This is a genomic window from Streptomyces sp. NBC_00207 (assembly GCF_045160965.1).
Lineage (GTDB): Bacteria > Actinomycetota > Actinomycetes > Streptomycetales > Streptomycetaceae > Streptomyces.
Window position 1 is genome coordinate 8,659,946 of sequence record NZ_CP130715.1, and the last position, 20,690, is coordinate 8,680,635.

A 20,690-nucleotide genomic window follows, 5' to 3' on the forward strand; every position below is an offset into this window, starting at 1 on the left:
GGCCGGCAGGGCACCCCATAGACTCGGCGGACCGCCACCACCGCGCCCCCGCCGCCACTCGGCCGGGGCGCGGAATTCCGCACCTCGTACCCCAGGGGGCCGCCCGTGACCATCGCCCACAGCTACCGCCAGCCCGGCACGGTCCTCACCGACCACCGGTTCACCGTCCCCCTGGACCACGCCCGCCCGGACGGGGAGCGGATCGAGCTGTACGCCCGCGAGGTCGTCGCCACCGGCAAGGACCCCGAGACGCTTCCGTGGCTGCTGTACCTGGAGGGCGGTCCGGGCTTCGGCGCCCGCCGCTTCATCGGCCGGCAGGCCTGGCTGGCGCGGGCCCTCACCGAGTACCGGGTGCTCCTTCTCGACCAGCGCGGAACCGGCCGGTCCACCCCGGTGAACCGGCAGACCCTGCCCCTGCGCGGCACCCCCGCCCAGCAGGCGGAGTACCTCTCCCACTTCCGCTCCGACTCCATCGTGCGCGACGCCGAGACCATCCGCCCCGGCCTGACCGGCGGCGCGCCCTGGACCGTGCTCGGCCAGAGCTTCGGCGGCTTCTGCGCGACCCACTACCTCTCCACCGCGCCCGAGGGCCTCAGCGCCGCCCTGATCACGGGCGGCCTGCCGTCGCTGACCGCCACCGCCGACGAGGTGTACGAGGCCGCGTTCCCCCGCATCGAGCGCAAGAACCTGGCCCACTACGCCCGTTACCCCATGGACGTCGAGCGCGCCCGCCGGATCGCCGCCCACCTCGCGGACCACCCGGCCGAACTCCCCGGCGGACACACCCTCACCGTCGAGGGCTTCCAGTCCCTCGGCATCCTCCTCGGCGGCGGCGACGGCAGCCACCAGCTCCACTACCTGCTGGAGGACGCCTTCGTGCCGACCCCGGCAGGCCCCGCCCTCTCCGACGCCTTCCTGGAGGGCGCCCGCGCCCTGCTCTCCTTCGCCGGCCACCCCCTCTACGCGCTGGTCCACGAGGCGATCTACGCCCAGGACCCGGCCACGCCCACCGCATGGGCCGCCGAGCGGGTCCGCGCGGGCCACCCCCGTTTCGACGCGGCCAAGGCCCTCGCGGGCGACGAGCCCGTGCTCTTCAGCGGCGAGACCATCCACCCCTGGCACTTCACCACGGACCCGTCCCTCGTCCCGCTCCGCGAGACCGCCGAGCTGCTCGCCGCGCGTACCGGCTGGCAGCCGCTCTACGACCCGGCGCGCCTCGCCGCCAACGAGGTACCGGTGGCGGCCGCCGTCTACCACGACGACATGTACGTGGACACCGCCGACTCCCTGGCCACCGCCCGCGCCGTACGCGGCCTGCGGACCTGGGTGACGGACGAGTTCGAGCACGACGGCGTCCGCGCGGGCGGCCCCCGCGTCCTGGACCGACTGCTGTCCCTCGTACGCGACGAGGCCTGAGACCGCCCCGGCGCCGCCGTCCGCGGGATCGGGCGCCGCCTCGACGGGCGGCGCCGCATCGCTGTCCGCGGCGCCGTCACCTGCGCATGCGGGCCGGGTCGCTTAGGGTGCCCTCATGACCGAACAACCTGATCAGCAGCCCGCATTGCAGCCCATGCCCACCGACTGGACGCGTGCACTCGCGGTGGTCGCGCACCCCGACGACCTGGAGTACGGGTGCGCGGCGGCCATCGCGGACTGGACGGACGGGGGCCGGGAGGTCGTCTATCTCCTCGCCACGCGCGGCGAGGCCGGCATCGACAGCCTCGCCCCCGCCGACTGCGGTCCCCTGCGGGAGGCGGAGCAGCGGGCCAGTGCCGCGGTCGTCGGCGTGTCCGAGGTGGAGTTCCTGGACTACCGCGACGGCGTCGTCGAGTACGGCCTCGATCTGCGCCGGGACATCGCCGCGGCCGTCCGGCGGCACCGGCCCGAGCTGATCGTCACCCTCAACCACCGTGACACGTGGGGCGGCGCGCAGGGCGGCGGCTTCTGGAACACCCCCGACCACAAGGCCGTCGGCCGGGCGGTCCTGGACGCGGCCGGGGACGCCGGGAACCGCTGGATCTTCCCCGAGCTCATCGAGCAGGGCCTGGAGCCGTGGAACGGCGTGCGCTGGGTCGCGGTGGCCGGATCCACCACGCCGACGCACGCGGCCGACGCCGGTCCCGGGCTGGAGCGCTCCGTGAAGTCCCTGCTGGAGCACAAGGCGTACATCGAAGTGCTCACGGACCAGGACCCGGAGGAGTACGTCCGTACCTTCCTCACGGGGAACGCCCAGCAGGCTGCGGCCCGCTTCGGCGGCCGTCCGGCCGTGCCGTTCGAGGTCTTCCCCCGCTGACGGGCCACCCCTAGTCTGACGGTTCGTCAATTCACGGGCCATCGGGCGGGGGTGCGGGACACGGTGATCGACACCATCTCCACGGAGATCGCGGAGGGTGAGGAGCGGATCCGGCTGCAGGTCGCGGACGGCCTCGCGGTCCTCACCCTGTGCCGCCCGGACAAGCTCAACGGCTGGAGCTGGGAGTCCACCCGCCAGCTCGGCCTGCTCGCGGACCGGATCCGCTTCGACGCGTCCGTCCGGGCGGTGCTGCTGAAGGCCGAGGGCCGGGCCTTCTGCGCGGGCATCGACGTGACCGCCCCCGGCGGCGGCATCACGGGGGGATCCGCCGCCGAGCGCACCCGCAACTACTACGAGGGCATCCGCTGGGTGCACGAGCGCTTCGCGGTCCTCGCCCGCCTCCCGCAGCCGGTGGTGGCCGCCGTCCAGGGCTACTGCCTCGGCTTCGGCTTCGAGCTGGCCCTGATGGCCGATGTCCGGGTCGCGGCGGAGGACGCCATCTTCGCCCTGCCGGAAGCCGGGTTGGGCGTGGCGGTGGACGCGGGCGGCGACCTCCGCATCGCCCGCGAGGCGGGCGCGGGCTGGGCCAAGTACCTGGCCCTCACGGGCCGCCGCATCGACGCCGCGACGGCGCAGCGACTCAACCTGGTCCAGCTCGTCGTCCCCGGCGAGGACCTGGACCGCGCCTCCCGAGCCGTGGCACGGGAGATCGCCGCGAACGCACCCCTCGCGGTCCAGGGCATCAAGCGGGCGGTCGACGCCTACGCCGACGCCGCCCTTCCCGCGGCCCTCGACCGGGTGGCGATGACCGCGGCCCTCACCCTCACCTCGGAGGACTGCCGGGAGGGCTACACGGCCAAGGCGGCCCGCCGCCCCCCGCGCTTCAGTGGAGGCTGAGCACGGGCCGGGTCGAGAACTCCTCGTACATGCCCTCGCCCTCCGGCCCGTACACGAACTCGGCCATGTACGGGTTGCGGTTGGAGGTGGCCAGCGGCAGCCAGGCGAGCAGGTCGCCGTATCCACCGCAGACGGCCTCGCCGCCGTCGCCGCCGTGCACCGCGGTCGGGTCCCCGCTCAGCTCCGTGGCGTAGCTGTCGTAGGCGATGTGCAGCCCGAAGGCGTTCGGTTCGTGCCGCACGCCGCCGCTGCGCCCGTACGGCGCCTCGTCCAGGGGGCACTCGTTCCCCCACCGGAACAGGGTGGCCGCCCCGGCCCCGCACGCGTGCTCCCACTCGTCGGCGCCGGGCATCCGCAGCCCGCGAGCCGCGAGGGCGTCCGGCATGTCGGCCGGGTCGTCGCTCAGGGCCTCGTTCTCCACGGCCATCAGGACGGTGGGCAGATCCGCGGTGCGCCGAGGGCTGAGCACGTCGGCGAGATAGGCCTTGAGGTCCTCGTGCCCGTACCCGTACCCCTCGTCCACGCTCGCCGCGTAGTCGGCGGCCTGGGCGGGGGTCGGAGCCCAGGCGTCCAGGTCGAACCCCAGCCGCACCGTCCCGCCGGGTATGAGGGCGAACTCCTGCCCCGCGCGCTGGATGCGGACGCGGTGCAGGGGCCCGCCCAGGTGCCGGGCGGTGTCGAGCAGCACCACCCGGCCGCCCACCTGCGCGGCGGCCTCGTGTGCGATGCGTCCGGCGGCGGCCGGGTCGAGCGCACGCCAGCGGTCAAGGGTCAGATCGGCGAGAGACATGGTGCGATCCTCGCACCGGCCACTGACAACCGGCCTCAGGGGATGAACGGGCCCCGGCCCAGCTGGGTGCGGACCGGGACCACTTCGGGGTTGACCAGCGACCGGCGCTGCCAGTTCGCCCCGTCGACCACGAGGGTGTGGCCGGTGACGAAGCGGGCGTAGGGCGAGGCCAGGAAGGTGGCGGCCCAGCCCAGTTCACGCGGAGCGCCGACCCGCAGGGCGGGCTGCCGGGCGTCCTTGGAGTCGGGCGCGGCATGCTCCAGGCCGCCACGGATGTCCTCGGTCATGTCGGCGTGCGGGAACAGCCCGGGCACCAGCCCGTTGATCTGGATGCCGTAGGGGCCCCACTCGACGGCGAGCGTCTCCACCAGGTTCTTCACCCCGGCCTTGGCGGCGGCGCTGTGGGCGAAGCCGGGCCCGCCCGTCCAGGCGTACGAGGCGCCGATGTTCACGATCGAGCCGGGGGTGCCCGCGGCGAGGTGGCGGCGCCCGAACTCGCGCGTCACGAACCAGGTCCCGGTCAGCGTGATGTCGACGACCGCCCGCCAGGCGTTCGGCGACAGGTCCTCCGCGGGGGAGGGGAAGTTCGCGGCCGCGTTGTTGACCAGGACGTCCGGGAGCCCGAGCGCCGCCCCGGCCGCGTCGAAGACCTCCGCGACCCGCTCGGGATCCCTGATGTCGCAGACCGCGGCCGTCACCCGGCCCGCGCCGGGTACGGCCGCCAGCTCCTCCTGCGCCGCCTTGAGCTGCTCGCAGCGCCGGCCGGCGATCACCAGATCGGCGCCGAGCCGTGCGAACTCGGCGGCGATGGCCTTGCCCAGCCCGGTGCCGCCGCCGGTCACGAGGACCACCTGCCCCGTGTACGTACCGGGGGGCAGGGCGGCGGCGCCGAGCGGCGGGGGCGCGGGCAGGCCGCGCGGAATCTCGTCCGTCATGGGGCATCGATAGCGCGCGGGCGCCGAGATCGCCATGCCCCGGACGGGATCAGCCCTTCGGCGCGTACGCCTGCTTGCTCGCGCAGGTCCAGATCACGGCGCTGTTCGCCCCGGTCTCACGGTCGCTCACGGTGCCGCCGACCCGGTCGTCGTCGGTGGCGGCGAAGGCGCGGCTGAGCGGCACGGCGCCCGGGGCGCCCGCCGGGAAGGGGAGCGCCAGCGGAGCGCCCTTCCCGGGCCAGTAGACGGCCTGGAAGTAGCTGGGCCAGCTCTCCTCGAAGTTGGTGGCGGTGCCGACGGCCACGTTCGTGGTGGGGCTGGTACCCGAGAGCTCCAGGTCGTGGTAGCCGTTCAGCCGGCCCGGGTCGGCGGGCAGGGCGTCGTACGGCTTCTTCCAGACGGCCGGGGTCAGCTTCGGGTCGTTGCGGTAGTAGTAGTCCTCCAGGCCGACGACGCGGCCGCGGTCGTCGATGTCCCTGCCGATCGTGGAGAACGAGTGGTGGTAGCCGTTCCACACCTGGAGGCTGTAGGGCGGGTAGCCGCCGCCGGCGGGCCAGACCACCGGGAAGGTCTTGGTGACCTGGATGTCGTTGTCGGCGTCGAAGTAGGAGCCGGTGGCCGTGCCGACGATGTCGCCGCGCTTGTTGATGCCGTTCAGCGAGGTGATCCTGGTGCCGGGGATCTCGCCCGCGGGAACCGGCAGTTCGCGCACGACCTTGCCGTTCACCCACTCCTTGGCGACGCCGTTGTCCACGGCGACGACCCGGCCCGACGCGTTGACGTCGACGCCGACGTCCTGCCACTCGGGCAGGGGCGCGGACAGCGCCTCGGAGGTCGCGGCGCCCAGCTGGTGGGTGAAGGCGATGCCGGCCCGGTCCGAGTCGCGGGTGGCCGTGCCCACCATCAGTCCCGTGGCGCTGACGGCCTTGACGCGGCCCCGGTCGAAGCCGGCGGGCAGCGGGACGGCGTGGACCGTGTGCTCCGCGCCGGTCCAGTAGGCGGGCCGGCTGCCGCTCTCGCCCACCACGAGCCCGCCGGTGCCGAAGCCCGCCACGGTGCCCCCGCTCAGCCCCGGCAGGGCGGGCAGCAGCTCGATGGCGGGGCTGCACGCCGCGGCGGCGGCCGAGGCCGGTCCGGCGGCGGTGATCAGCCCTGCGAGGACGGCGGCGGCCCCCGCCGCGGCCGTCACGCTTCTCATCCCGATTCCGTTCACGATGTGAGTCCCCCCGATGGTGCGGGTCATATGCCCTTCGGCATCTGCTTGTTGACCGATGTCGATCACTGTTGATCTACGGGACACATGCTGCACGACAAACAGGCCCTCTGCACACACCTTCGGAGGCGATGGGTTCACAGAAGGGCAAGCGACCGCTTAGTATGCGCGCGGAGCGTGAATCCTCGACGGCGGCTGGAGGCCCCGGATGCAGGCATGGCGAGTACATACCCCCGGTGAGCCCCGTGAGGCCATGCGCCTCGAAGAGGTTCCCGAGCCGGTGCCCGGCGAGGGCGAGGTGAGGCTCAAAGTGCTCGCGGCGAACGTCAACTTCCCCGACGCGCTGCTCGTCCGCGGGCAGTACCAGATCCGGCCCCCGCTGCCCTTCACCCCCGGCGTCGAGATCTGCGGCGAGACCGAGGACGGCCGCCGCGTCATCGCCAACCCGAGCCTGCCGCACGGCGGTTTCGCCGAGTACGTCACCGCGCCGGCGCGGGCCCTGCTCCCGGCGCCGGACACCCTCGACGACGCCGAGGCCGCCGCCCTGCACATCGGCTACCAGACCGGCTGGTTCGGCCTGCACCGCCGCGCCCGCCTCCAGAGCGGCGAGACCCTCCTCGTGCACGCGGCCGCCGGCGGCGTCGGCAGCGCCGCCGTCCAGCTCGGCAAGGCCGCCGGGGCCACCGTCATCGGGGTCGTCGGAGGCAAGGCCAAGGCGCGCACCGCCGAGGAGCTCGGCTGCGACCTGGTGATCGACCGTACGACGGAGGACCTCGTCTCCCGCGTCAAGGAGTTCACCGGCGGGCGCGGCGCCGACGTCGTCTACGACCCGGTAGGCGGCGACTCCTACACGGCCTCCGCCAAGTGCGTGGCCTTCGAGGGCCGGATCGTCGTCGTCGGCTTCGCGAGCGGCACCATCCCGGCCCCCGCCCTCAACCACGCACTGGTGAAGAACTACGCCATCCTCGGCCTGCACTGGGGGCTCTACGCCGCCAAGGAGCCCGCCGCCATCCTCGCCTGCCACACCGAGCTCACCCGGCTCGCCGCCGGAGGCGCCGTCAAACCGCTGGTCAGCGAACGGGTCCCGCTCGCCGCGGCCGCCGACGCCGTGCAGCGCCTCGCCGACGGGACCACCACCGGCCGGCTGGTCGTCGTACCGGCACAGGACGGAGGCCCGCGATGACCGCCACCGCCGCCACCACCGCCGAGGAGCTGCGCGCCCGGGTACGGGAGCTGCTCGCCGCGCACCCGCCGCGGGACACCGCCCGCACCGACTTCCTGCGCGCCCGCTTCGACGCCGGACTCGCCTGGGTCCACTACCCCGAGGGCCTCGGCGGACTCGGCGCGTCCCGCACCCTCCAGGCCGTCGTCGACGCCGAGCTGGAGGCCGCCGGCGCCCCCGACAACGACCCGCGCCGCATCGGCATCGGCCTCGGCATGGCCGCGCCCACGATCCTCGCCTACGGCACCGAGGAGCAGAAGAACCGCTTCCTGCGCCCCCTGTGGGTCGGCGAGGAGGTCTGGTGCCAGCTCTTCAGCGAGCCCGGCGCCGGATCCGACCTCGCCGCGCTCGGCACCCGCGCGGTCCGCGAGACGGGCTCCGGCGACTGGATCGTGGACGGCCAGAAGGTGTGGACCTCCAGCGCACACACCGCCCGCTGGGCCATCCTGATCGCCCGCACCGACCCCGGACTCCCCAAACACCAGGGCATCACCTACTTCCTCTGCGACATGCACGCCCCCGGCGTCGAGGTCCGGCCGCTGCGCCAGATCACCGGCGAGGCCGAGTTCAACGAGGTCTTCCTCACCGGCGTCCGCATCCCCGACAGCCACCGCCTGGGCGCGGTGGGCGAGGGCTGGGCGGTCGCCCGCACCACCCTGATGAACGAGCGGGTCTCCATCGGCGGCATGCGCATCCCGCGCGAGGGCGGCATGATCGCGCCGGTCGCCGCCGCCTGGCGCGAGCGCCCCGAGCTGCGCACCCACGCCCTCCACCAGCGGCTGCTGGAACTGTGGGTCGAGGCCGAGGTCGCCCGCCTCACCGGGGAACGGCTGCGCCAGCAGCTCGCCGCCGGCCAGCCCGGCCCCGAGGGATCGGGCATGAAGCTCACCTTCGCCCGGCTCAACCAGGAGATCAGCGGACTGGAGGTCGAACTCCTCGCCGAGGAGGGCCTCCTGTACGAGGACTGGACGATGCGCCGGCCCGAACTGGTCGACTTCACCGGCCGCGACGCCGGCTACCGCTACCTGCGCGCCAAGGGCAACAGCATCGAGGGCGGCACCAGCGAAATCCTCCTCAACATCGTCGCCGAACGGGTCCTCGGCCTGCCCCCCGAGCCGCGTGACGACAAGGACCTCGCGTGGAAGGACCTCTCCCGATGACAGCACGGACAGCACGGACAGCGCCGACGACACCGCCGACCCTGCCGACGGCACCGACCGACCTGCTCTACTCCGAAACCGAGGAGGAGCTCCGCTCCGCCGTACGCGCCCTCCTCGCCGACCGCTGCGACGCGAAGAGCGTCCTCGCCCGGGCCGAGACCGGCCGGCCGCACGACCCGGCGCTGTGGCGCACCCTCGCCGTCGAGATCGGCGCCGCCGGTCTCCTCGTACCCGAGAAGCTCGGGGGACAGGGCGCGAGCCACCGCGAGGCCGCCGTGGTCCTGGAGGAGCTGGGCCGGGCGGTGGCGCCCGTCCCCTACCTGACCAGTGCCGTGCTGGCCACGGAGATCCTGCTCGGCTGCGACACCCCGGAAGCCGCCCCACTGCTGCGGGAGCTGGCCTCCGGCCACACGGTGTGCGCACCTGCCGTGCCGCTGACCCTCGCGCCCGGGGCACCCCTCCCGCCCGCGGTCCGGGACTCCGGTGACGGGGCGCTGACCGGCACCGTCACCTCCGTCGCGGACGCGGTGGCCGCCGACGTCCTGCTCGTCCTCGCCGACACCGGGCTGTACGCCGTCCCGGCCGCCTCCGCCGAGCTGACCCCGCAGGTCCCGCTGGACCTGACCCGCCCGCTCGCCACCGTCACCCTGCGGGCCGCCGCCGGCACCCGCCTCGCCGACCCCGCGACAGCCCGGGCGGCCGTGGCCGGAGCCCTGCTCTCCGGGGCCGGACTGCTCGCCTCCGAGCAGCTCGGGCTCGCCGAATGGTGCCTGACGGAGACCGTCGGGCACGTCCGCACCCGTCACCAGTTCAACCGGCCCGTCGGATCCTTCCAGGCCCTCAAGCACCGCCTCGCCCGGCTCTGGCTCGACGTGGCCTCCGCGCGTGCGGCGGCCAGGGCCGCGGCCGACGCCCTCGCCACCGAGGCCCCCGACGCGCCGCTCACGGTCGCCGTCGCCCAGGCCTACTGCTCGGGCGTGGCCGTCCGAGCCGCAGAGGAGTGCGTACAGCTCCACGGCGGCATCGGCATGACCTGGGAGCATCCCGCCCACCTCTACCTCAAGCGGGCCAAGGCCGACTCCCTGGCCCTCGGCACGGCGGGCCACCACCGCGGCCTGGTCGCGGACTTCGCCGAGCTTCCGGCGCCCTAGACCCACCAGAGGCGGCGTACGGGTGCGCCCGACCGGGGGCGCCTGCCGGAGGGAAAGGTTCCCTGTTGGGGTGTTTGTCTTTTCCGGACAGTCCGGCGGGAATTCAGGTCATCGTCGCCGAAGGGCCTCCGTGACCGGGGCGGCCTTGCGCAGGCTGGGCGTATCCGCGTCCCGGCCGGGGCGGGGACACCGGTAGGCACAGGGGGAACGTGATGGGAGTACGTGCGGGGATGCGCGGATCGGCCGCCGCGGCGGCGGCCGCGGTGCTGGCCTTCGTGACGTCGGGGCCCGCCGCGGGCGCCGAGCAGTGGCGGCCGCGGCCGGGGACCCTGTACATCTCGGACATCCGCCTCGGGGACGGCGTCGGGTGGTCCGCCCCGCCGGTCCAGCGGGGCTGGGGCTCGCGGTACAACTGCCTGCAGGACTGGACGTGGCAGCCGCCCGAGGTGAACGTCTGGCACCGGGACTTCTCCACCGCGGAGACCGCCTCGGCCCAGCAGAAGGTGGTGGTCTTCACGACCGAGGCCGAGGCGGCCGAGTTCGCGGACGCGGCCCGGCGGAACTTCGCCGACTGCCCGCGCCGCCAGAACGAGCGGCCCGGCATCACCGCGACGGGATACGACCACGGCGCGGTGAACGTCGAGGAGGGAGCCACCCTCCAGGGGATGGGGACCGTCGACAGCGGTGCCCACGAGCGCCCCTACTTCAACTACCTGTGGGGCGTGGGCCGCGACGGGGACACCGTCACCCTCGTCGAATGGTCCAGCTACTGGGGCGCCCCGCCGGTGGAGCCGTGGAAGAACGTCCTGCGCACCGCGGTGAACAAGCTGTACTGACCGGGGGAGGAGAGGCCGGCCGGCCCGGGGACCGCTGCCGCTGCGCGCCCGATACACGGGTGCCAGACTGGACGCATGCCCTCACGACGCGGGCCCCTGGCACCGCGCATCGCGGCACGTCGACCCCGCCGGCTCGCCGTTTCCCTCGTGGTCGTGGTCGTGGTCGTGTTCGGCCTCTCGCCGGCCGTCACGGCGTCGGCCTCTGCCGGCCCGCCCGTGGCCCCCGGTGGAACGGCGGCACCCACCGGTGAGCCCACCCCCGGGGACTTCGCGGGCACGGTGACCCTGGAGGGTGGCCGCCGCGTCTACGTGGAGTGCCGGGGAAGCGGCTCGCCGACGGTCGTGCTCGTGTCCGGGACGGGAGGCGCCGCGGACGAGTGGACCCACGCGGTCGACCCCGCCGATCCGGCCGCCGCCCCGGTGCCGAGCGCTTCGGCGGTGCTCCCGACCGTCGCCACCTTCACGAGGGTGTGCGCCTACGACCGTCCCGGTACCACGCGCCTCGACGACAGGCCGAGTCCGTCGACCCCGGTGCCGCAGCCCACGACGGCGGCGGAAGGCGCAGCCGATCTGCGGGCCGTGCTCTCGGCGGCGGGCGAACACGGCCCCTATGTGCTGGTCGGGGCCTCATGGGGTGCGATGATCACCGCCCTGGCCGCGCGCACGGGCGTCCCCAGGGCCGCCGCTCTGGTCACCGTCGACGGCGCCTCGACCCACCTGCGGGACACGCTGACACCGGCTCAGTGGTCGGACTGGATGCACAAAATCGACGGGATGAAGGGGCCGAACGGGCTGGAGGTACCCGACTACACGGCCAGTGTCGCCGAGATCCGGGCCGCACCCCCGCCGTCCGTCCCCCTGCCGGCCGTCGTGCTCACCTCCGACAAGCCGTGGGACCTGCAGGTGGGAGACAGCGGTTCGACCTGGCCGGCCTGGCTGGCCGCCCAGAACCGCCTCGCCGCCGAACTGCACGCCCGGCACGTCACCGACACCGACAGCGGACACGCGATCGCCGTGGAGCAGCCTCAAGTGGTGTCGCAGGCCGTCCGTGACGTGGTCGGCCACGTGCGGAACGGGATGCGCAACCAGTCGCGTTGACCCGGCCGCACCACCGCACGCCGCCGAACCGCACGCCGCCGAAGGGGCACGCGATGCGTACCTTCGGCGAACGTGGGCCACGGCTGAACGGCCGATGCGGCCGCAGCACAAGGTGCGGCAGGCTCGACGGGTCTCCCCGACGCCCCGCCCGCCCCGTGAAGGAGGCGTCATGCTGCACGCCCTCTACCTCCTCGGCACAGCCTCCTTCGCCGCCTCCGGCGTGCTCGCCGCGCACCGCGCCCGCATGGACCCCTTCGGCGGGCTGGTCCTCGCCTTCGCGGCGGCCGTCTCCGGCGGCACCCCGCGCGACCTCGTCCTCGACCGGCACCCGCTCTACTGGACGCACGACCGGGTGCTGCTCGTCCTCATCGCCACCGTGGCAGTCCTGACCATGGTCTACCTGCGCTGCCGGGAGCTCCCGCACCGTGCCCTCATGGCCGTCGACGCCGTCGGGCTCGCCGTCGTCACCGTCATCGGAGCCCGCGCCGCCATGGACGCCCAGGTCACCCCCGTCGCCGTCCTCACCGGAGTCACCGGCGAGGTCGTCCGCGACGTGCTCCGCGGGGAGTTCCCGCCGCTGCTGCTGCGCGAGGAGGTGTACGCGACAGCCGCCCTCGCCGGCGCCGCCGCCCACCTCGGCCTGCACCGGGCCGGAGCCCCGGACACGGCCAACACCGCCGTCTGCGCCGCCCTCGTGTTCGCCCTGCGCCTGGCCGCGGTCTTCCGCGACCTCGACCTGCCCCGCCTGCAGGGCGCCCCCAGGTGATCCCTACGCTCACCGCATGACGAAGACCATCACCGCGCTCGACGCGGCCGGACTCCGCGCCCACCGCGACGAACTCGCCGCCCTCCTCCTCGAGGTGGTCGAGGACGGCTCCTCGCTCGGCTTCCTCGCCGGCCTCGACCACGAAGGCGCCGCCGCCTGGTGGGACTCCCTGTTGCCCGCCGTCGAGGAGGGTTCCCTCGCCCTGTGGGTCTCCCGCACGGGCGACGACGGCCGCATCGACGGCACGGTCAGCTGGTACCGGGAGTCCAAGCCCAACGGCCGCCACCGCGCCGAGCTGCGCAAGCTCATGGTCCACCCGGCTGCCCGCGGCCGGGGCACCGCCCGCTCGCTGCTCGCCGAGGCCGAGACCGCCGCCGCCCGCGCCGGGGTGGTGCTGCTGTTCCTGGACACCGAGACCGGCAGCGGAGCCGAGCGCGTCTACCGCGCCGCGGGCTGGACGGAGGTCGGCACCATCCCCGACTACGCCACCGATCCGGCCGGCCGCCTGCACCCCACCACCCTGTACTACAAGCGGCCGTGTAGCACTCACGGGTGACCTCGTCCGCCGCGCGGCGTTAGACCCGTAGCCGCCTGCCACCGAGCGAGGGAGACCGTATGTCCGCTGCATCCGCCGCCGCACCACTGACCCGCCGCGCGGTCCTCCGTACGGCCTTCACCGCGGCCGTGCTCGCCGGTACGGCCGCGGCGCTGGCCCCCGTCCTGCGCGCCCGGCGCCCCCGGCAGACGCTCACCCCGGCGCCGCTCGCCGAGGAGGAGACGTACCGCGGCCGGCACATCGCCGTCGACGTCGCCGGGGTCCGCATCGACGGCCGCCCGCTGCACGTCATGCGCCGGGCCGACGGCAGCTACCTCAGCGGGATCAACCACTTCCAGTCCTATGCGACGCCGCTGGAGCTGGCCCGTGCCGCCGTCGACGAACTCGGCACGGCGCAGCTGGCGTTCGCGGCCGCGCCGCACCACGGCTGACACACCCACGGGAACGGGAGGAGCCCCGCATTGCACACCCGGCAGAACCAGAAGAACCTGACCAGTGCCCAGAAGAAGCGGTTCACGACGGCGGTGCTGGAGCTCAAACGCAACGGCGCCTACGACGCGCTGGTGCGCACGCACGACAAGTACTTCGTGCCCGACCGCGACCGCAAGCTGCGCGTCGGGCACATGTCACCCTCCTTCTTCCCGTGGCACCGGCTGTACCTGCTCGAATTCGAGCGCAAGCTGCAGGAGATCGACCCGGCCGTGTCCATCCCGTACTGGGACTGGACCACCGACACCAGCCCGGTCTCCTCCCTCTGGGCCGACGACTTCCTCGGCGGCACCGGCCGGGCGAGCGACCGCAAGGTGATGACCGGGCCGTTCGCCTACGACAAGGGCAACTGGACGGTGACCGTGGGCATCACGGAGTCCGCTTTCCTCACCCGCAACCTCGGCCGGCCGCAGAACCCGATCAAGCTGCCCACCGCGGCCGAACTGCAGTGGGCGATCGACGACCCGGTCTACGACAGCTCGCCGTGGGACTCCACCGCCGGCGCGGGCGGCTTCCGCAACAAGCTGGAGGGCTGGGCCGCGCCCAAGAGCGAGCGCTGGCGCAACCACAACAAGGTCCACCAGTGGATCGGCGGCCACATGACGGGCGGCACGGCACCCAACGACCCGGCCTTCTGGCTGCACCACGCCTTCGTGGACCTGGTCTGGGACCGCTGGCAGCAGAAGCACCCCACCGCCGGCTACCTGCCCGCCACCCCCCTCGCCCGCGGCGACCTCCAGCAGGGCCGGGTGATCTCCCTCGACGAGCCCATGCCGCCGTGGAACATCCCCCCGCGCGAGATCCTCGGCCACCAGAACCTCTACCGCTACGAGTGAGACGACGGGGGGCGGCCTGCGAGGATGCCTTGGGCACCTGACCCGTGGCGATCCGCCACGGGCGGAACACCACCAAGGAGTCCCGATCATGACGGTCCGCCCCTACGACGCCGTGCTCTGCGACATCGACGGCGTGCTCCGGCACTGGCCCGCTCCCGGCCCCACCGACCTCGACCACGTGCACGGACTTCCCGCGGGCACGATCGCGGCGGCCGCCTTCGCGCCGTCCCGCCTGCAGCCCGCGATCACGGGGGAGGTCACCGATGAGCAGTGGCGCGCCGCGGTGGCCGTGGACCTCGCCGACGTATGCGGATCGGCGGACCGCGCCCGACGCATCGTCACCGCGTGGTCCGAACTCGTGCCACGTATCGATCAGAAGGTCGTCTCTCTCCTCACCCGGGTCCGCGAAGTCGTGGCCGTCGCCCTGGTTTCCAACGCGACCACTCGATTGGAGTCGGATCTCGCCCGGCAGGGCCTTGACGGCCTCGCCGACGCCGTGGTGAACACCTCCCGCATCGGTGTCGCGAAGCCCGATGCGCGGGTCTACCGGATGGCCGCCGAACGGGTCGGAGTCCCGCTCCACCGCTGCCTGTTCATCGACGACACCGCCGACAACGTCGCCGCGGCCCGCGCAGTGGGGATGGCCGCCGTCCAATACCGCCGGATAGAAGACCTCGAGGACGCGCTGTCCGCTCTCCTCCGCACGTGAAGGGGCCCCCGCCGGTGCGGCGGGGGCCCCTTCGTCGATCAGCTGATCAGGTGATCAGTGGCCGTAGCCCTCGCCGTCGGTGTGGTGCTTGTCGCCGTGGCCCGACGCGTTGACGCAGGTGTTGCCGAACGCGGGGTTCAGCAGACCGACAATGTTCACCGTGTTGCCGCAGACGTTGACCGGGACGTGCACCGGGACCTGGAGCAGGTTGCCCGACAGGACACCGGGGGAGCCGACCGCCGCACCGTGCGCTCCGGCATCGGCGACGGCCAGACCGGCACCGGCGACTACGGCGCTACCGGTGACAGCGGTGATGGCGAATGCCTTCGCGATACGCGACATCAAGATCTCCTCGTGAGATAAGGGGCGCCGCAGAATCTGCGGCATTTGACATGGCATACAACGCAGGGGCGGCCGAGGGGTCACGGCCGCTGGGCCTACCCGGTGACGGGAAAACGCACCGAGGCGAAGTACGGCCGTACCTGACTGATGTCGCCGGGCCGCAGCACCCCGACCACCCGGCCCGAGCAGCCCGGGTCCCGGTAGAGGGTCGCCGAGCCCCGGGTCCCGTTCGTGACCGGCCGGGCGCCGCCGCCCTCTGCCTCTACGCAGCCCTTCGGCGAGGTGAGCCCGTGGACCCGGTCGTCCTGGCCGACGTACTGGAAGTCCGGCCCGGTGGCGGCCAGGGCCGGGCCGCCGAGGAGCGTGGCGCCCGCGAGCAGCAAGGCGGGCACCGTGGTGTGGTGGATACGCACGAATCGCATGCCCGTCCAACCTGGGCGGGCCCGGGCACGGTCACGCCTTGTCACCCGTTGGACGGCTGTGCGACCGTGCGCCCAGCACCAGGGTTCAGGAGGACGGGATGAGCACAGTGGGCGACGCCGGAGCCGCAGTCGGCGGCCGGCCGAGGGTCAGGACCGCGGCCGGCGTGGTCGAGGGCCGCGGCGCCGCCGACGGCACCGCCGTCTTCCGGGGCATCCCGTACGCCGCCCCGCCCGTCGGCGCCCTCCGCTTCGCTGCGCCCCGGCCCCCGGCCGCCTGGGACGGCGTGCGCGACGCCACCGCCTTCGGCCCGACCGCGCCCAAGGTTCCGTACCCGGACACCTTCGCGGCCCTGCTGCCCGACCCTGAGATCCCCGGGGACGACTGCCTGAGCGTGAACGTGTGGACCCCCGATCCGACCCCCGGAGCCCGGCTGCCCGTCATGGTGTGGATCCACGGCGGGGCGCACACCCGCGGCTCCTCGGCCGTCCCCGTGTACGACGGCTCGGCCTTCGCCCGCGACGGGGTCGTGCTCGTCTCCTGCAACTTCCGCCTCGGCGTCCTCGGCTACGGACCCTTCCCCGACGCCCCCGCCAACCGCGGCCTGCTCGACCAGATCGCCGTCCTGGAGTGGGTCCGCGACAACATCGGGGCCTTCGGCGGGGACCCCGCCCGCGTCACGGTCTTCGGCGAATCCGCCGGAGCCATCAGCATCGGCGCCCTCCTGGCCGCCCCGCGCGCGGCCGGCCTCTTCGCCCGGGCCGTGCTGCAGAGCGGAGCCCCCGAGATCCTGCCGCGGGACAAGGCGCGCACGATGGTCCGGCGGATGGCCTCGCTGCTCAAGGTGGACGCCACCGCCGAGGCCTTCGCGGCCACCGCCCTGCCCACCCTGCTCGCCGCCCAGGCGGCCGTGCTGCGCCGCTCGGGTCCGCTCCTCGGCGGCCCGGCCTTCGGCCTGGTCGCCGATCCCGCCACCGTCCCGGGGGACCCGCTCGACGCCCTGGTCGGCTCCGGAGCCTCCGGCGACGTGCCCCTGCTCCTCGGATGGACCAGTGACGAGTACCGGCTCTGGCTCGCCCCCACCGGCGGGATGCGGCTGCTGGACCGGATGGGCCCGCTCGCCGTGGTGCTGGCCCGGGCCCGCGCCGGCAAGGGCCGGGCGGACGTACGGGCGCTGCGCGCCGCGCTGCCCGCGGCGGGCCCGGCCGAACTCGCCGGCCAGCTGATCACCGACCGGCTGCTGCGCGACCCGCTGCGCAGGCTTGCCGGGGCGCGGCGGGCGGCGCCGAGCTACCTGTACGAGTTCGGCTGGCCCTCCGGGGTCCCGGGCCTCGGCGCCTGCCACGCCCTGGAGATCGGCTTCGTGTTCGACACGCTCGGGGCGCCGGAGGCCTCCTGGCTGGCCGGGCCGGACGCCCCGCAGGCCCTGGCCGACGAGATGCACGCGGCCTGGGTGCGGTTCGCGGTGACGGGCGACCCGGGCTGGGCGGCCTGGGACGGCAACGGCCCGCCGAAGGTCTTCGGCGGGCCGGAGCCGGAACCGGAGTCGGTGCCGGAAGGGACGAGGGCGGCGACGCTTACTCGACGGGTCCTTCCATGACCTTGCTGATGAACTGGACCGGTCCTTCACCCATGTTGGGGACGTAGGTCTTGGCGTTGTGCTGGCCGCCCTTGATGACCCTCAACTCGGCGTGGACGGGGCCCTTGTTGCCGTAGGTGGCGATGAACTTCTGCACGTCCGGCAGGGTCTTCTTGTTGTTCTCGCTGTCGCCGACCTGGAAGGCGAGGTAGACGTCCGGACCCTTGCTGTCGATGAGCTGCTTCGCCAGCACCTCCGGGTTGTTCTCGGCCTTCTCCTTCTCGTGGCCCTTCCACAGGGAGGAGTCCGGGACGACGTCCGGGCCGGACGCGATCACGGCCTTGAACTTGTCCGGGTGCTTCAGGACGGCCTTCAGACCCGCGAACCCGCCGGTGGAGGAGCCCATGAAGGCCCAGCCGTCACGGGACTTGACGGTGCGGAAGTTCGCCTTCATCAGGTCCGGGACGTCCTCGGTCAGCCAGGTGCCCATCTTGGGCTGGCCGGGTATGTCGGAGCCGTCCCAGTAGATGCCCTTGTCGTCCGGCGCCGGGTTCAGCACCGGCATGGCCAGGATGAAGGGCTTGCTCTTCCCCTCGGCGTACCACTTGCTGATGCTGGTCTGCAGACCGAGGTCGGTGCCCATCCAGTAGTTGCTGGGGTAACCGGCACCGCCCGGGAGGGCGATCATGACCGGGAAGCCGCTCTTGGCGAACTTCGGGTCGTTGTACTCCTTGGGCGCCCAGACCCAGACCTTGCCCTTGAAGCCGGACTTCTTGCCGTCCAGCGTGGTGACGGCCACGTGGGTGCCGTCGGGCAGGGTCATCGAATTCTTGAAGTCGGCGGCCGGGCCGGTCGGCATCAGCATCTTGGAGTTCGCCGGCTGCTGCGGTGCGTCGTTCTTCTTGCCGCCCCCGCCCGCGGGCTGCTGCCCGAAGGACACGGCGGAGCCCTTGTCGGTGAAGGGGGGTATCTCGAAGTGGTTCATCACGAGCGCGGCTATGCCCGCGAGCGCGAGGACGGTGGCCCCCGCGATCACCCAGCGCCGGCCCCGTGACTTCCGGCGCGGGGGCTCGGGCTGCTCGTGGTGGTCCTGCGGTTCGTACTCGTACTGCGGCTGTTGCCCGTACGGAGGCTGCGGCCGGCCGTGGGGCGGCTGCTGCGCGCCGCCGGCCTCGTACGGCTGCTGTCCGTACGGCTGGCCGTACTGGTCGCCGTAGGGCGGCTGCGGGGTCTGCCCTTGCGGCCGGTACGGCTGGTACTGCTGCCCGTCGGGTGCGTACGACATGTGCGGTGGCTCTCCGGCTGGTGCTGCCCCAGAGGGGCGGGGTGGTCTGGAAGCTGGATCCTTCCGTTCGAAGGATGAACGAAAGCATGTCAGGGTTCCGCATTTTGACTTTTCTTGGGGTGCCCTGGGGGAGGCCATTGCCTGCCGCGCGTACGACACATGGAGTTCCCCTGCCCGCCGCCGTACATCCCTGGCTCATGCAGGGGCCGCTGGGTAAGGTGCCCCCGCCCAGCCCCCGGACCCCCACCCCGCCCGGAGTCCCTCCATGACCTTCCAGCGCCGGATCCTGCTGCTCGCCACCGCTGTGCTCCTGCTCACCGCCGTGGGCGTGCTCGCCGTCGTGCGGGCGTCGTCCCGGGCCGAGGAGAAGGACCACGCGCAGGCGGGCGGACCGCCGGTCTCCGAGGGCGCGGTCTCACTGGACCCGGACCGGGGCGGGCGCCGGATCGTGTTCCGGAACATGGCGTGGGGCCCGCACCGCGACGAGCTCGCCACCGTCCCGGCGGGCGCGCCGGAAGGGGCCCGCACCGCGTCCGGGGTGAGCTGCCTGCGCTTCCACGCGGCCGGGGGCACCGGGATCTGCCTCCAGGCCGACCGCAGCGGGGTCCGGGACGGCTACAAGGCCGTGGTCCTCGACGCCCGCCTGAAGGAGGTGTCCGCGCATCCGCTCGACGGCGTCCCCACCCGCGCCAGGGTCTCGCCCGGCGGACACCTCGCCGCATGGACCGTCTTCGTCGGCGGGGACTCGTACGCAGGTACGAATTTCTCGACGCGCACCTCGGTGCTCGACCTGCGCACCGGCAGGCTCGACGCCTCGCTCGAGGACTTCGAGATCATCAAGGACGGCAAGCCGTACCGCGCCGCCGACGTGAATTTCTGGGGTGTCACCTTCGCCGCCGACGAGCGGACCTTCTACGCGACGCTGGCGACCGGCGGCCTGACCCATCTGGTCCGGGGGGACCTGGCCGGGCGCACGGTGACCACCCTGCGCGAGAACGTCGAGTGCCCGTCGCTGTCGCCCGACGGGACCCGGCTGGTGTTCAAGAAGCGGGTGCCGGGCCTGCCGGCCGAGGCGCCGTGGCGGCTCTACGCGCTGGACCTGGCCTCCGGGGCGCAGACCCCGCTCGGCGAGGAGCGGAGCGTGGACGACCAGGTGGTGTGGACGGACGACCGGACCGTCGTCTACGCCCTGCCGGGGGATTTCGGAGCGGACCTGTACTCCGTACCGGCCGACGGGAGCGGCGCCCCCACCCGTCTCATGGCCTCGGCCCTCGCCCCGGCCCTCCTCGGATGAGGATGCCGCGGCGAGGGCCGGGAACGCCCGCCCCCGGCGTCCGGCCGAGGGCAGGCCGGAGCCGGGGAGGACCGTTTTTCCGTTTGTCGTTTCCGGTGCCGGTTCCGGCTAGGCCGGGATCAGCGTCTTGCGGCGCCGCTTGCGCTGCGCGCCGGCCGACAGCCTCAGCTCGATGATCGACCGCACGGCCGGCCACTCCTCGTCGAGGATCGAGTAGAAGGCGGTACTGCGGACGGCGCCGTCCAGCCCCCGCGAATGGGCCCGGCGGACCCCCTCGCAGGTGAAGCCGAGACGTTCCATCGCGGCTCGCGACCGGCCGTTGCGCGCATCGGCGCGCAACGAGATGCGCCTCACACCCCAGGTCTCGAAGGCATGGCGGAGCATGAGCAGCTTCGCCTCGGTGTTGATGCCGGTTCCCTGGGCGGCGGGGGACAGCCAGGTATTGCCGATCTCGGCGGCATCGGGGATCGCCGTCGCCGGATCGCCGAACGGGACGCCCGGCACGGCGGGCCACACCAGTGGCCCCTGCCAGTAGTCGAGTTCCAGGAACCGGGTCGAACCGACGACACGCCCGTCAGTGGCTCTGACGATGGCGAAGGGGAGCGATCGACCCGCCGCCTGATCGGCGAGGGCACGGTCGATGTACTCGTGGGACGCCTGCACCCCATGGGGTACGGGGGTGAAGGCGTAAGTCGTACGATCCTCGGCCCCGGCCACGGCCAGAGCCTCGGTGTGGTGGGGGGCGAGGGGCTCGAGCCGCACGGTGCGGCCCGCGAGGTGTACGGGTACGGGCACGGAGCCTTCGGTCCTTCTGGGCGG

At 73.5% G+C, this 20,690-nt stretch carries 22 protein-coding genes; 15 read left to right on the forward strand and 7 right to left on the reverse strand.

Annotation, left to right across the window (positions count from 1 at the left end; translation table 11 throughout):
* Positions 1-111: 111 nt before the first annotated feature.
* The 3 genes from OG472_RS39975 to OG472_RS39985 all read left to right on the forward strand — a co-directional run bounded on the left by OG472_RS39975 (position 112) and on the right by OG472_RS39985 (position 3,190).
* Positions 112-1,416 (forward strand): alpha/beta fold hydrolase, encoded by a 1,305-nt coding sequence (locus OG472_RS39975; protein ID WP_405943244.1) that lies wholly within the window; start codon positions 112-114, stop codon positions 1,414-1,416.
* A 115-nt stretch (positions 1,417-1,531) separates the two neighbouring features.
* On the forward strand, positions 1,532-2,293 hold the full coding sequence (locus tag OG472_RS39980; protein ID WP_401610736.1) for a PIG-L deacetylase family protein: 762 nt from the start codon (positions 1,532-1,534) through the stop codon (positions 2,291-2,293).
* A 63-nt stretch (positions 2,294-2,356) separates the two neighbouring features.
* The gene (locus OG472_RS39985; protein ID WP_405942855.1) at positions 2,357-3,190 is read left to right on the forward strand and encodes an enoyl-CoA hydratase/isomerase family protein; all 834 of its coding nucleotides are present in this window, start codon (positions 2,357-2,359) and stop codon (positions 3,188-3,190) included.
* Here OG472_RS39985 and OG472_RS39990 read toward each other — a convergent pair.
* The 3 genes from OG472_RS39990 to OG472_RS40000 are packed head-to-tail and all read right to left on the reverse strand — an operon-like array spanning position 3,177 to position 6,113.
* Complete coding sequence (locus OG472_RS39990; RefSeq protein WP_401610739.1) at positions 3,177-3,980, reverse strand: hypothetical protein; 804 nt, start codon at positions 3,978-3,980, stop codon at positions 3,177-3,179. The two genes, OG472_RS39985 and OG472_RS39990, sit on opposite strands and share 14 nt — an antisense overlap.
* Positions 3,981-4,015: 35 nt before the next feature.
* Complete coding sequence (locus OG472_RS39995) at positions 4,016-4,915, reverse strand: SDR family oxidoreductase (RefSeq protein WP_405942856.1); 900 nt, start codon at positions 4,913-4,915, stop codon at positions 4,016-4,018.
* Between the two features lie 49 nt (positions 4,916-4,964).
* Positions 4,965-6,113: a hypothetical protein gene (locus tag OG472_RS40000; protein WP_405942857.1), complete on the reverse strand. Its 1,149-nt coding sequence runs from the start codon at positions 6,111-6,113 to the stop codon at positions 4,965-4,967.
* Positions 6,114-6,336: 223 nt separating this feature from the next.
* Here OG472_RS40000 and OG472_RS40005 point away from each other — a divergent pair, with 223 nt between their 5' ends.
* From OG472_RS40005 to OG472_RS40050, 10 genes are all read left to right on the forward strand, one after another.
* On the forward strand, positions 6,337-7,311 hold the full coding sequence (locus OG472_RS40005; protein ID WP_405942858.1) for an NADPH:quinone oxidoreductase family protein: 975 nt from the start codon (positions 6,337-6,339) through the stop codon (positions 7,309-7,311).
* Positions 7,308-8,510, forward strand: coding sequence for an acyl-CoA dehydrogenase family protein (locus OG472_RS40010; RefSeq protein ID WP_405942859.1), 1,203 nt, complete (start codon positions 7,308-7,310; stop codon positions 8,508-8,510). The genes OG472_RS40005 and OG472_RS40010 overlap by 4 nt, the downstream gene beginning before the upstream one ends.
* Positions 8,507-9,661 carry an acyl-CoA dehydrogenase family protein gene (locus tag OG472_RS40015; protein ID WP_405834102.1) on the forward strand — a complete coding sequence of 385 codons (1,155 nt, stop codon included), beginning with the start codon at positions 8,507-8,509 and terminating at the stop codon, positions 9,659-9,661. Before OG472_RS40010 ends, OG472_RS40015 begins: the two co-directional genes overlap by 4 nt.
* Positions 9,662-9,873: 212 nt before the next feature.
* Positions 9,874-10,497 carry a hypothetical protein gene (locus tag OG472_RS40020; protein ID WP_405834104.1) on the forward strand — a complete coding sequence of 208 codons (624 nt, stop codon included), beginning with the start codon at positions 9,874-9,876 and terminating at the stop codon, positions 10,495-10,497.
* A 75-nt stretch (positions 10,498-10,572) separates the two neighbouring features.
* Positions 10,573-11,595: an alpha/beta fold hydrolase gene (locus tag OG472_RS40025; protein ID WP_405942860.1), complete on the forward strand. Its 1,023-nt coding sequence runs from the start codon at positions 10,573-10,575 to the stop codon at positions 11,593-11,595.
* Positions 11,596-11,764: 169 nt separating this feature from the next.
* Complete coding sequence (locus OG472_RS40030; RefSeq protein WP_405942861.1) at positions 11,765-12,361, forward strand: trimeric intracellular cation channel family protein; 597 nt, start codon at positions 11,765-11,767, stop codon at positions 12,359-12,361.
* A gap of 16 nt (positions 12,362-12,377) precedes the next feature.
* On the forward strand, positions 12,378-12,917 hold the full coding sequence (locus OG472_RS40035; RefSeq protein ID WP_405942862.1) for a GNAT family N-acetyltransferase: 540 nt from the start codon (positions 12,378-12,380) through the stop codon (positions 12,915-12,917).
* A gap of 59 nt (positions 12,918-12,976) precedes the next feature.
* Complete coding sequence (locus tag OG472_RS40040) at positions 12,977-13,348, forward strand: tyrosinase family oxidase copper chaperone (RefSeq protein ID WP_401610756.1); 372 nt, start codon at positions 12,977-12,979, stop codon at positions 13,346-13,348.
* Between the two features lie 30 nt (positions 13,349-13,378).
* Entirely contained in the window at positions 13,379-14,242 is an 864-nt protein-coding gene (locus OG472_RS40045; RefSeq protein ID WP_405942863.1) for a tyrosinase family protein, read from the forward strand.
* Positions 14,243-14,330: 88 nt separating this feature from the next.
* A complete protein-coding gene (locus OG472_RS40050; protein WP_405942864.1) occupies positions 14,331-14,951 on the forward strand; it encodes an HAD family hydrolase in 621 nt (206 codons plus the stop codon).
* A 54-nt stretch (positions 14,952-15,005) separates the two neighbouring features.
* Here the strand turns inward: OG472_RS40050 and OG472_RS40055 are convergent, their stop codons facing one another.
* Complete coding sequence (locus OG472_RS40055) at positions 15,006-15,293, reverse strand: chaplin (RefSeq protein WP_405942865.1); 288 nt, start codon at positions 15,291-15,293, stop codon at positions 15,006-15,008.
* 95 nt (positions 15,294-15,388) lie between these two features.
* On the reverse strand, positions 15,389-15,715 hold the full coding sequence (locus OG472_RS40060) for a hypothetical protein (RefSeq protein WP_401610761.1): 327 nt from the start codon (positions 15,713-15,715) through the stop codon (positions 15,389-15,391).
* A gap of 98 nt (positions 15,716-15,813) precedes the next feature.
* On the opposite strand from OG472_RS40060, the gene OG472_RS40065 reads away from it, so the two are divergent.
* The gene (locus OG472_RS40065; protein ID WP_405942866.1) at positions 15,814-17,313 is read left to right on the forward strand and encodes a carboxylesterase/lipase family protein; all 1,500 of its coding nucleotides are present in this window, start codon (positions 15,814-15,816) and stop codon (positions 17,311-17,313) included.
* On the opposite strand, the gene OG472_RS40070 is transcribed toward OG472_RS40065, so the two are convergent.
* The gene (locus OG472_RS40070) at positions 17,291-18,577 is read right to left on the reverse strand and encodes an alpha/beta hydrolase (protein ID WP_405834117.1); all 1,287 of its coding nucleotides are present in this window, start codon (positions 18,575-18,577) and stop codon (positions 17,291-17,293) included. The genes OG472_RS40065 and OG472_RS40070 overlap by 23 nt on opposite strands.
* Positions 18,578-18,842: 265 nt before the next feature.
* Here OG472_RS40070 and OG472_RS40075 point away from each other — a divergent pair, with 265 nt between their 5' ends.
* Entirely contained in the window at positions 18,843-19,871 is a 1,029-nt protein-coding gene (locus OG472_RS40075; RefSeq protein ID WP_405942867.1) for a TolB family protein, read from the forward strand.
* A 108-nt stretch (positions 19,872-19,979) separates the two neighbouring features.
* Here the strand turns inward: OG472_RS40075 and OG472_RS40080 are convergent, their stop codons facing one another.
* Complete coding sequence (locus OG472_RS40080; RefSeq protein WP_326478024.1) at positions 19,980-20,666, reverse strand: GNAT family protein; 687 nt, start codon at positions 20,664-20,666, stop codon at positions 19,980-19,982.
* Between the last annotated feature and the right edge of the window lie 24 nt (positions 20,667-20,690).

Bases quoted from the DNA above. Each gene is read 5' to 3' on its own strand.
- OG472_RS39980 (WP_401610736.1), top strand. From the start codon at position 1,532: ATGACCGAACAACCTGATCAGCAGCCCGCATTGCAGCCCATGCCCACC.
- OG472_RS39990 (WP_401610739.1), bottom strand. From the start codon at position 3,980: ATGTCTCTCGCCGATCTGACCCTTGACCGCTGGCGTGCGCTCGACCCG.
- OG472_RS39995 (WP_405942856.1), bottom strand. From the start codon at position 4,915: ATGACGGACGAGATTCCGCGCGGCCTGCCCGCGCCCCCGCCGCTCGGC.
- OG472_RS40000 (WP_405942857.1), bottom strand. From the start codon at position 6,113: ATGAGAAGCGTGACGGCCGCGGCGGGGGCCGCCGCCGTCCTCGCAGGG.
- OG472_RS40005 (WP_405942858.1), top strand. From the start codon at position 6,337: ATGCAGGCATGGCGAGTACATACCCCCGGTGAGCCCCGTGAGGCCATG.
- OG472_RS40010 (WP_405942859.1), top strand. From the start codon at position 7,308: ATGACCGCCACCGCCGCCACCACCGCCGAGGAGCTGCGCGCCCGGGTA.
- OG472_RS40015 (WP_405834102.1), top strand. From the start codon at position 8,507: ATGACAGCACGGACAGCACGGACAGCGCCGACGACACCGCCGACCCTG.
- OG472_RS40020 (WP_405834104.1), top strand. From the start codon at position 9,874: ATGGGAGTACGTGCGGGGATGCGCGGATCGGCCGCCGCGGCGGCGGCC.
- OG472_RS40025 (WP_405942860.1), top strand. From the start codon at position 10,573: ATGCCCTCACGACGCGGGCCCCTGGCACCGCGCATCGCGGCACGTCGA.
- OG472_RS40030 (WP_405942861.1), top strand. From the start codon at position 11,765: ATGCTGCACGCCCTCTACCTCCTCGGCACAGCCTCCTTCGCCGCCTCC.
- OG472_RS40035 (WP_405942862.1), top strand. From the start codon at position 12,378: ATGACGAAGACCATCACCGCGCTCGACGCGGCCGGACTCCGCGCCCAC.
- OG472_RS40040 (WP_401610756.1), top strand. From the start codon at position 12,977: ATGTCCGCTGCATCCGCCGCCGCACCACTGACCCGCCGCGCGGTCCTC.
- OG472_RS40050 (WP_405942864.1), top strand. From the start codon at position 14,331: ATGACGGTCCGCCCCTACGACGCCGTGCTCTGCGACATCGACGGCGTG.
- OG472_RS40055 (WP_405942865.1), bottom strand. From the start codon at position 15,293: ATGTCGCGTATCGCGAAGGCATTCGCCATCACCGCTGTCACCGGTAGC.
- OG472_RS40060 (WP_401610761.1), bottom strand. From the start codon at position 15,715: ATGCGATTCGTGCGTATCCACCACACCACGGTGCCCGCCTTGCTGCTC.
- OG472_RS40065 (WP_405942866.1), top strand. From the start codon at position 15,814: ATGAGCACAGTGGGCGACGCCGGAGCCGCAGTCGGCGGCCGGCCGAGG.
- OG472_RS40070 (WP_405834117.1), bottom strand. From the start codon at position 18,577: ATGTCGTACGCACCCGACGGGCAGCAGTACCAGCCGTACCGGCCGCAA.
- OG472_RS40075 (WP_405942867.1), top strand. From the start codon at position 18,843: ATGACCTTCCAGCGCCGGATCCTGCTGCTCGCCACCGCTGTGCTCCTG.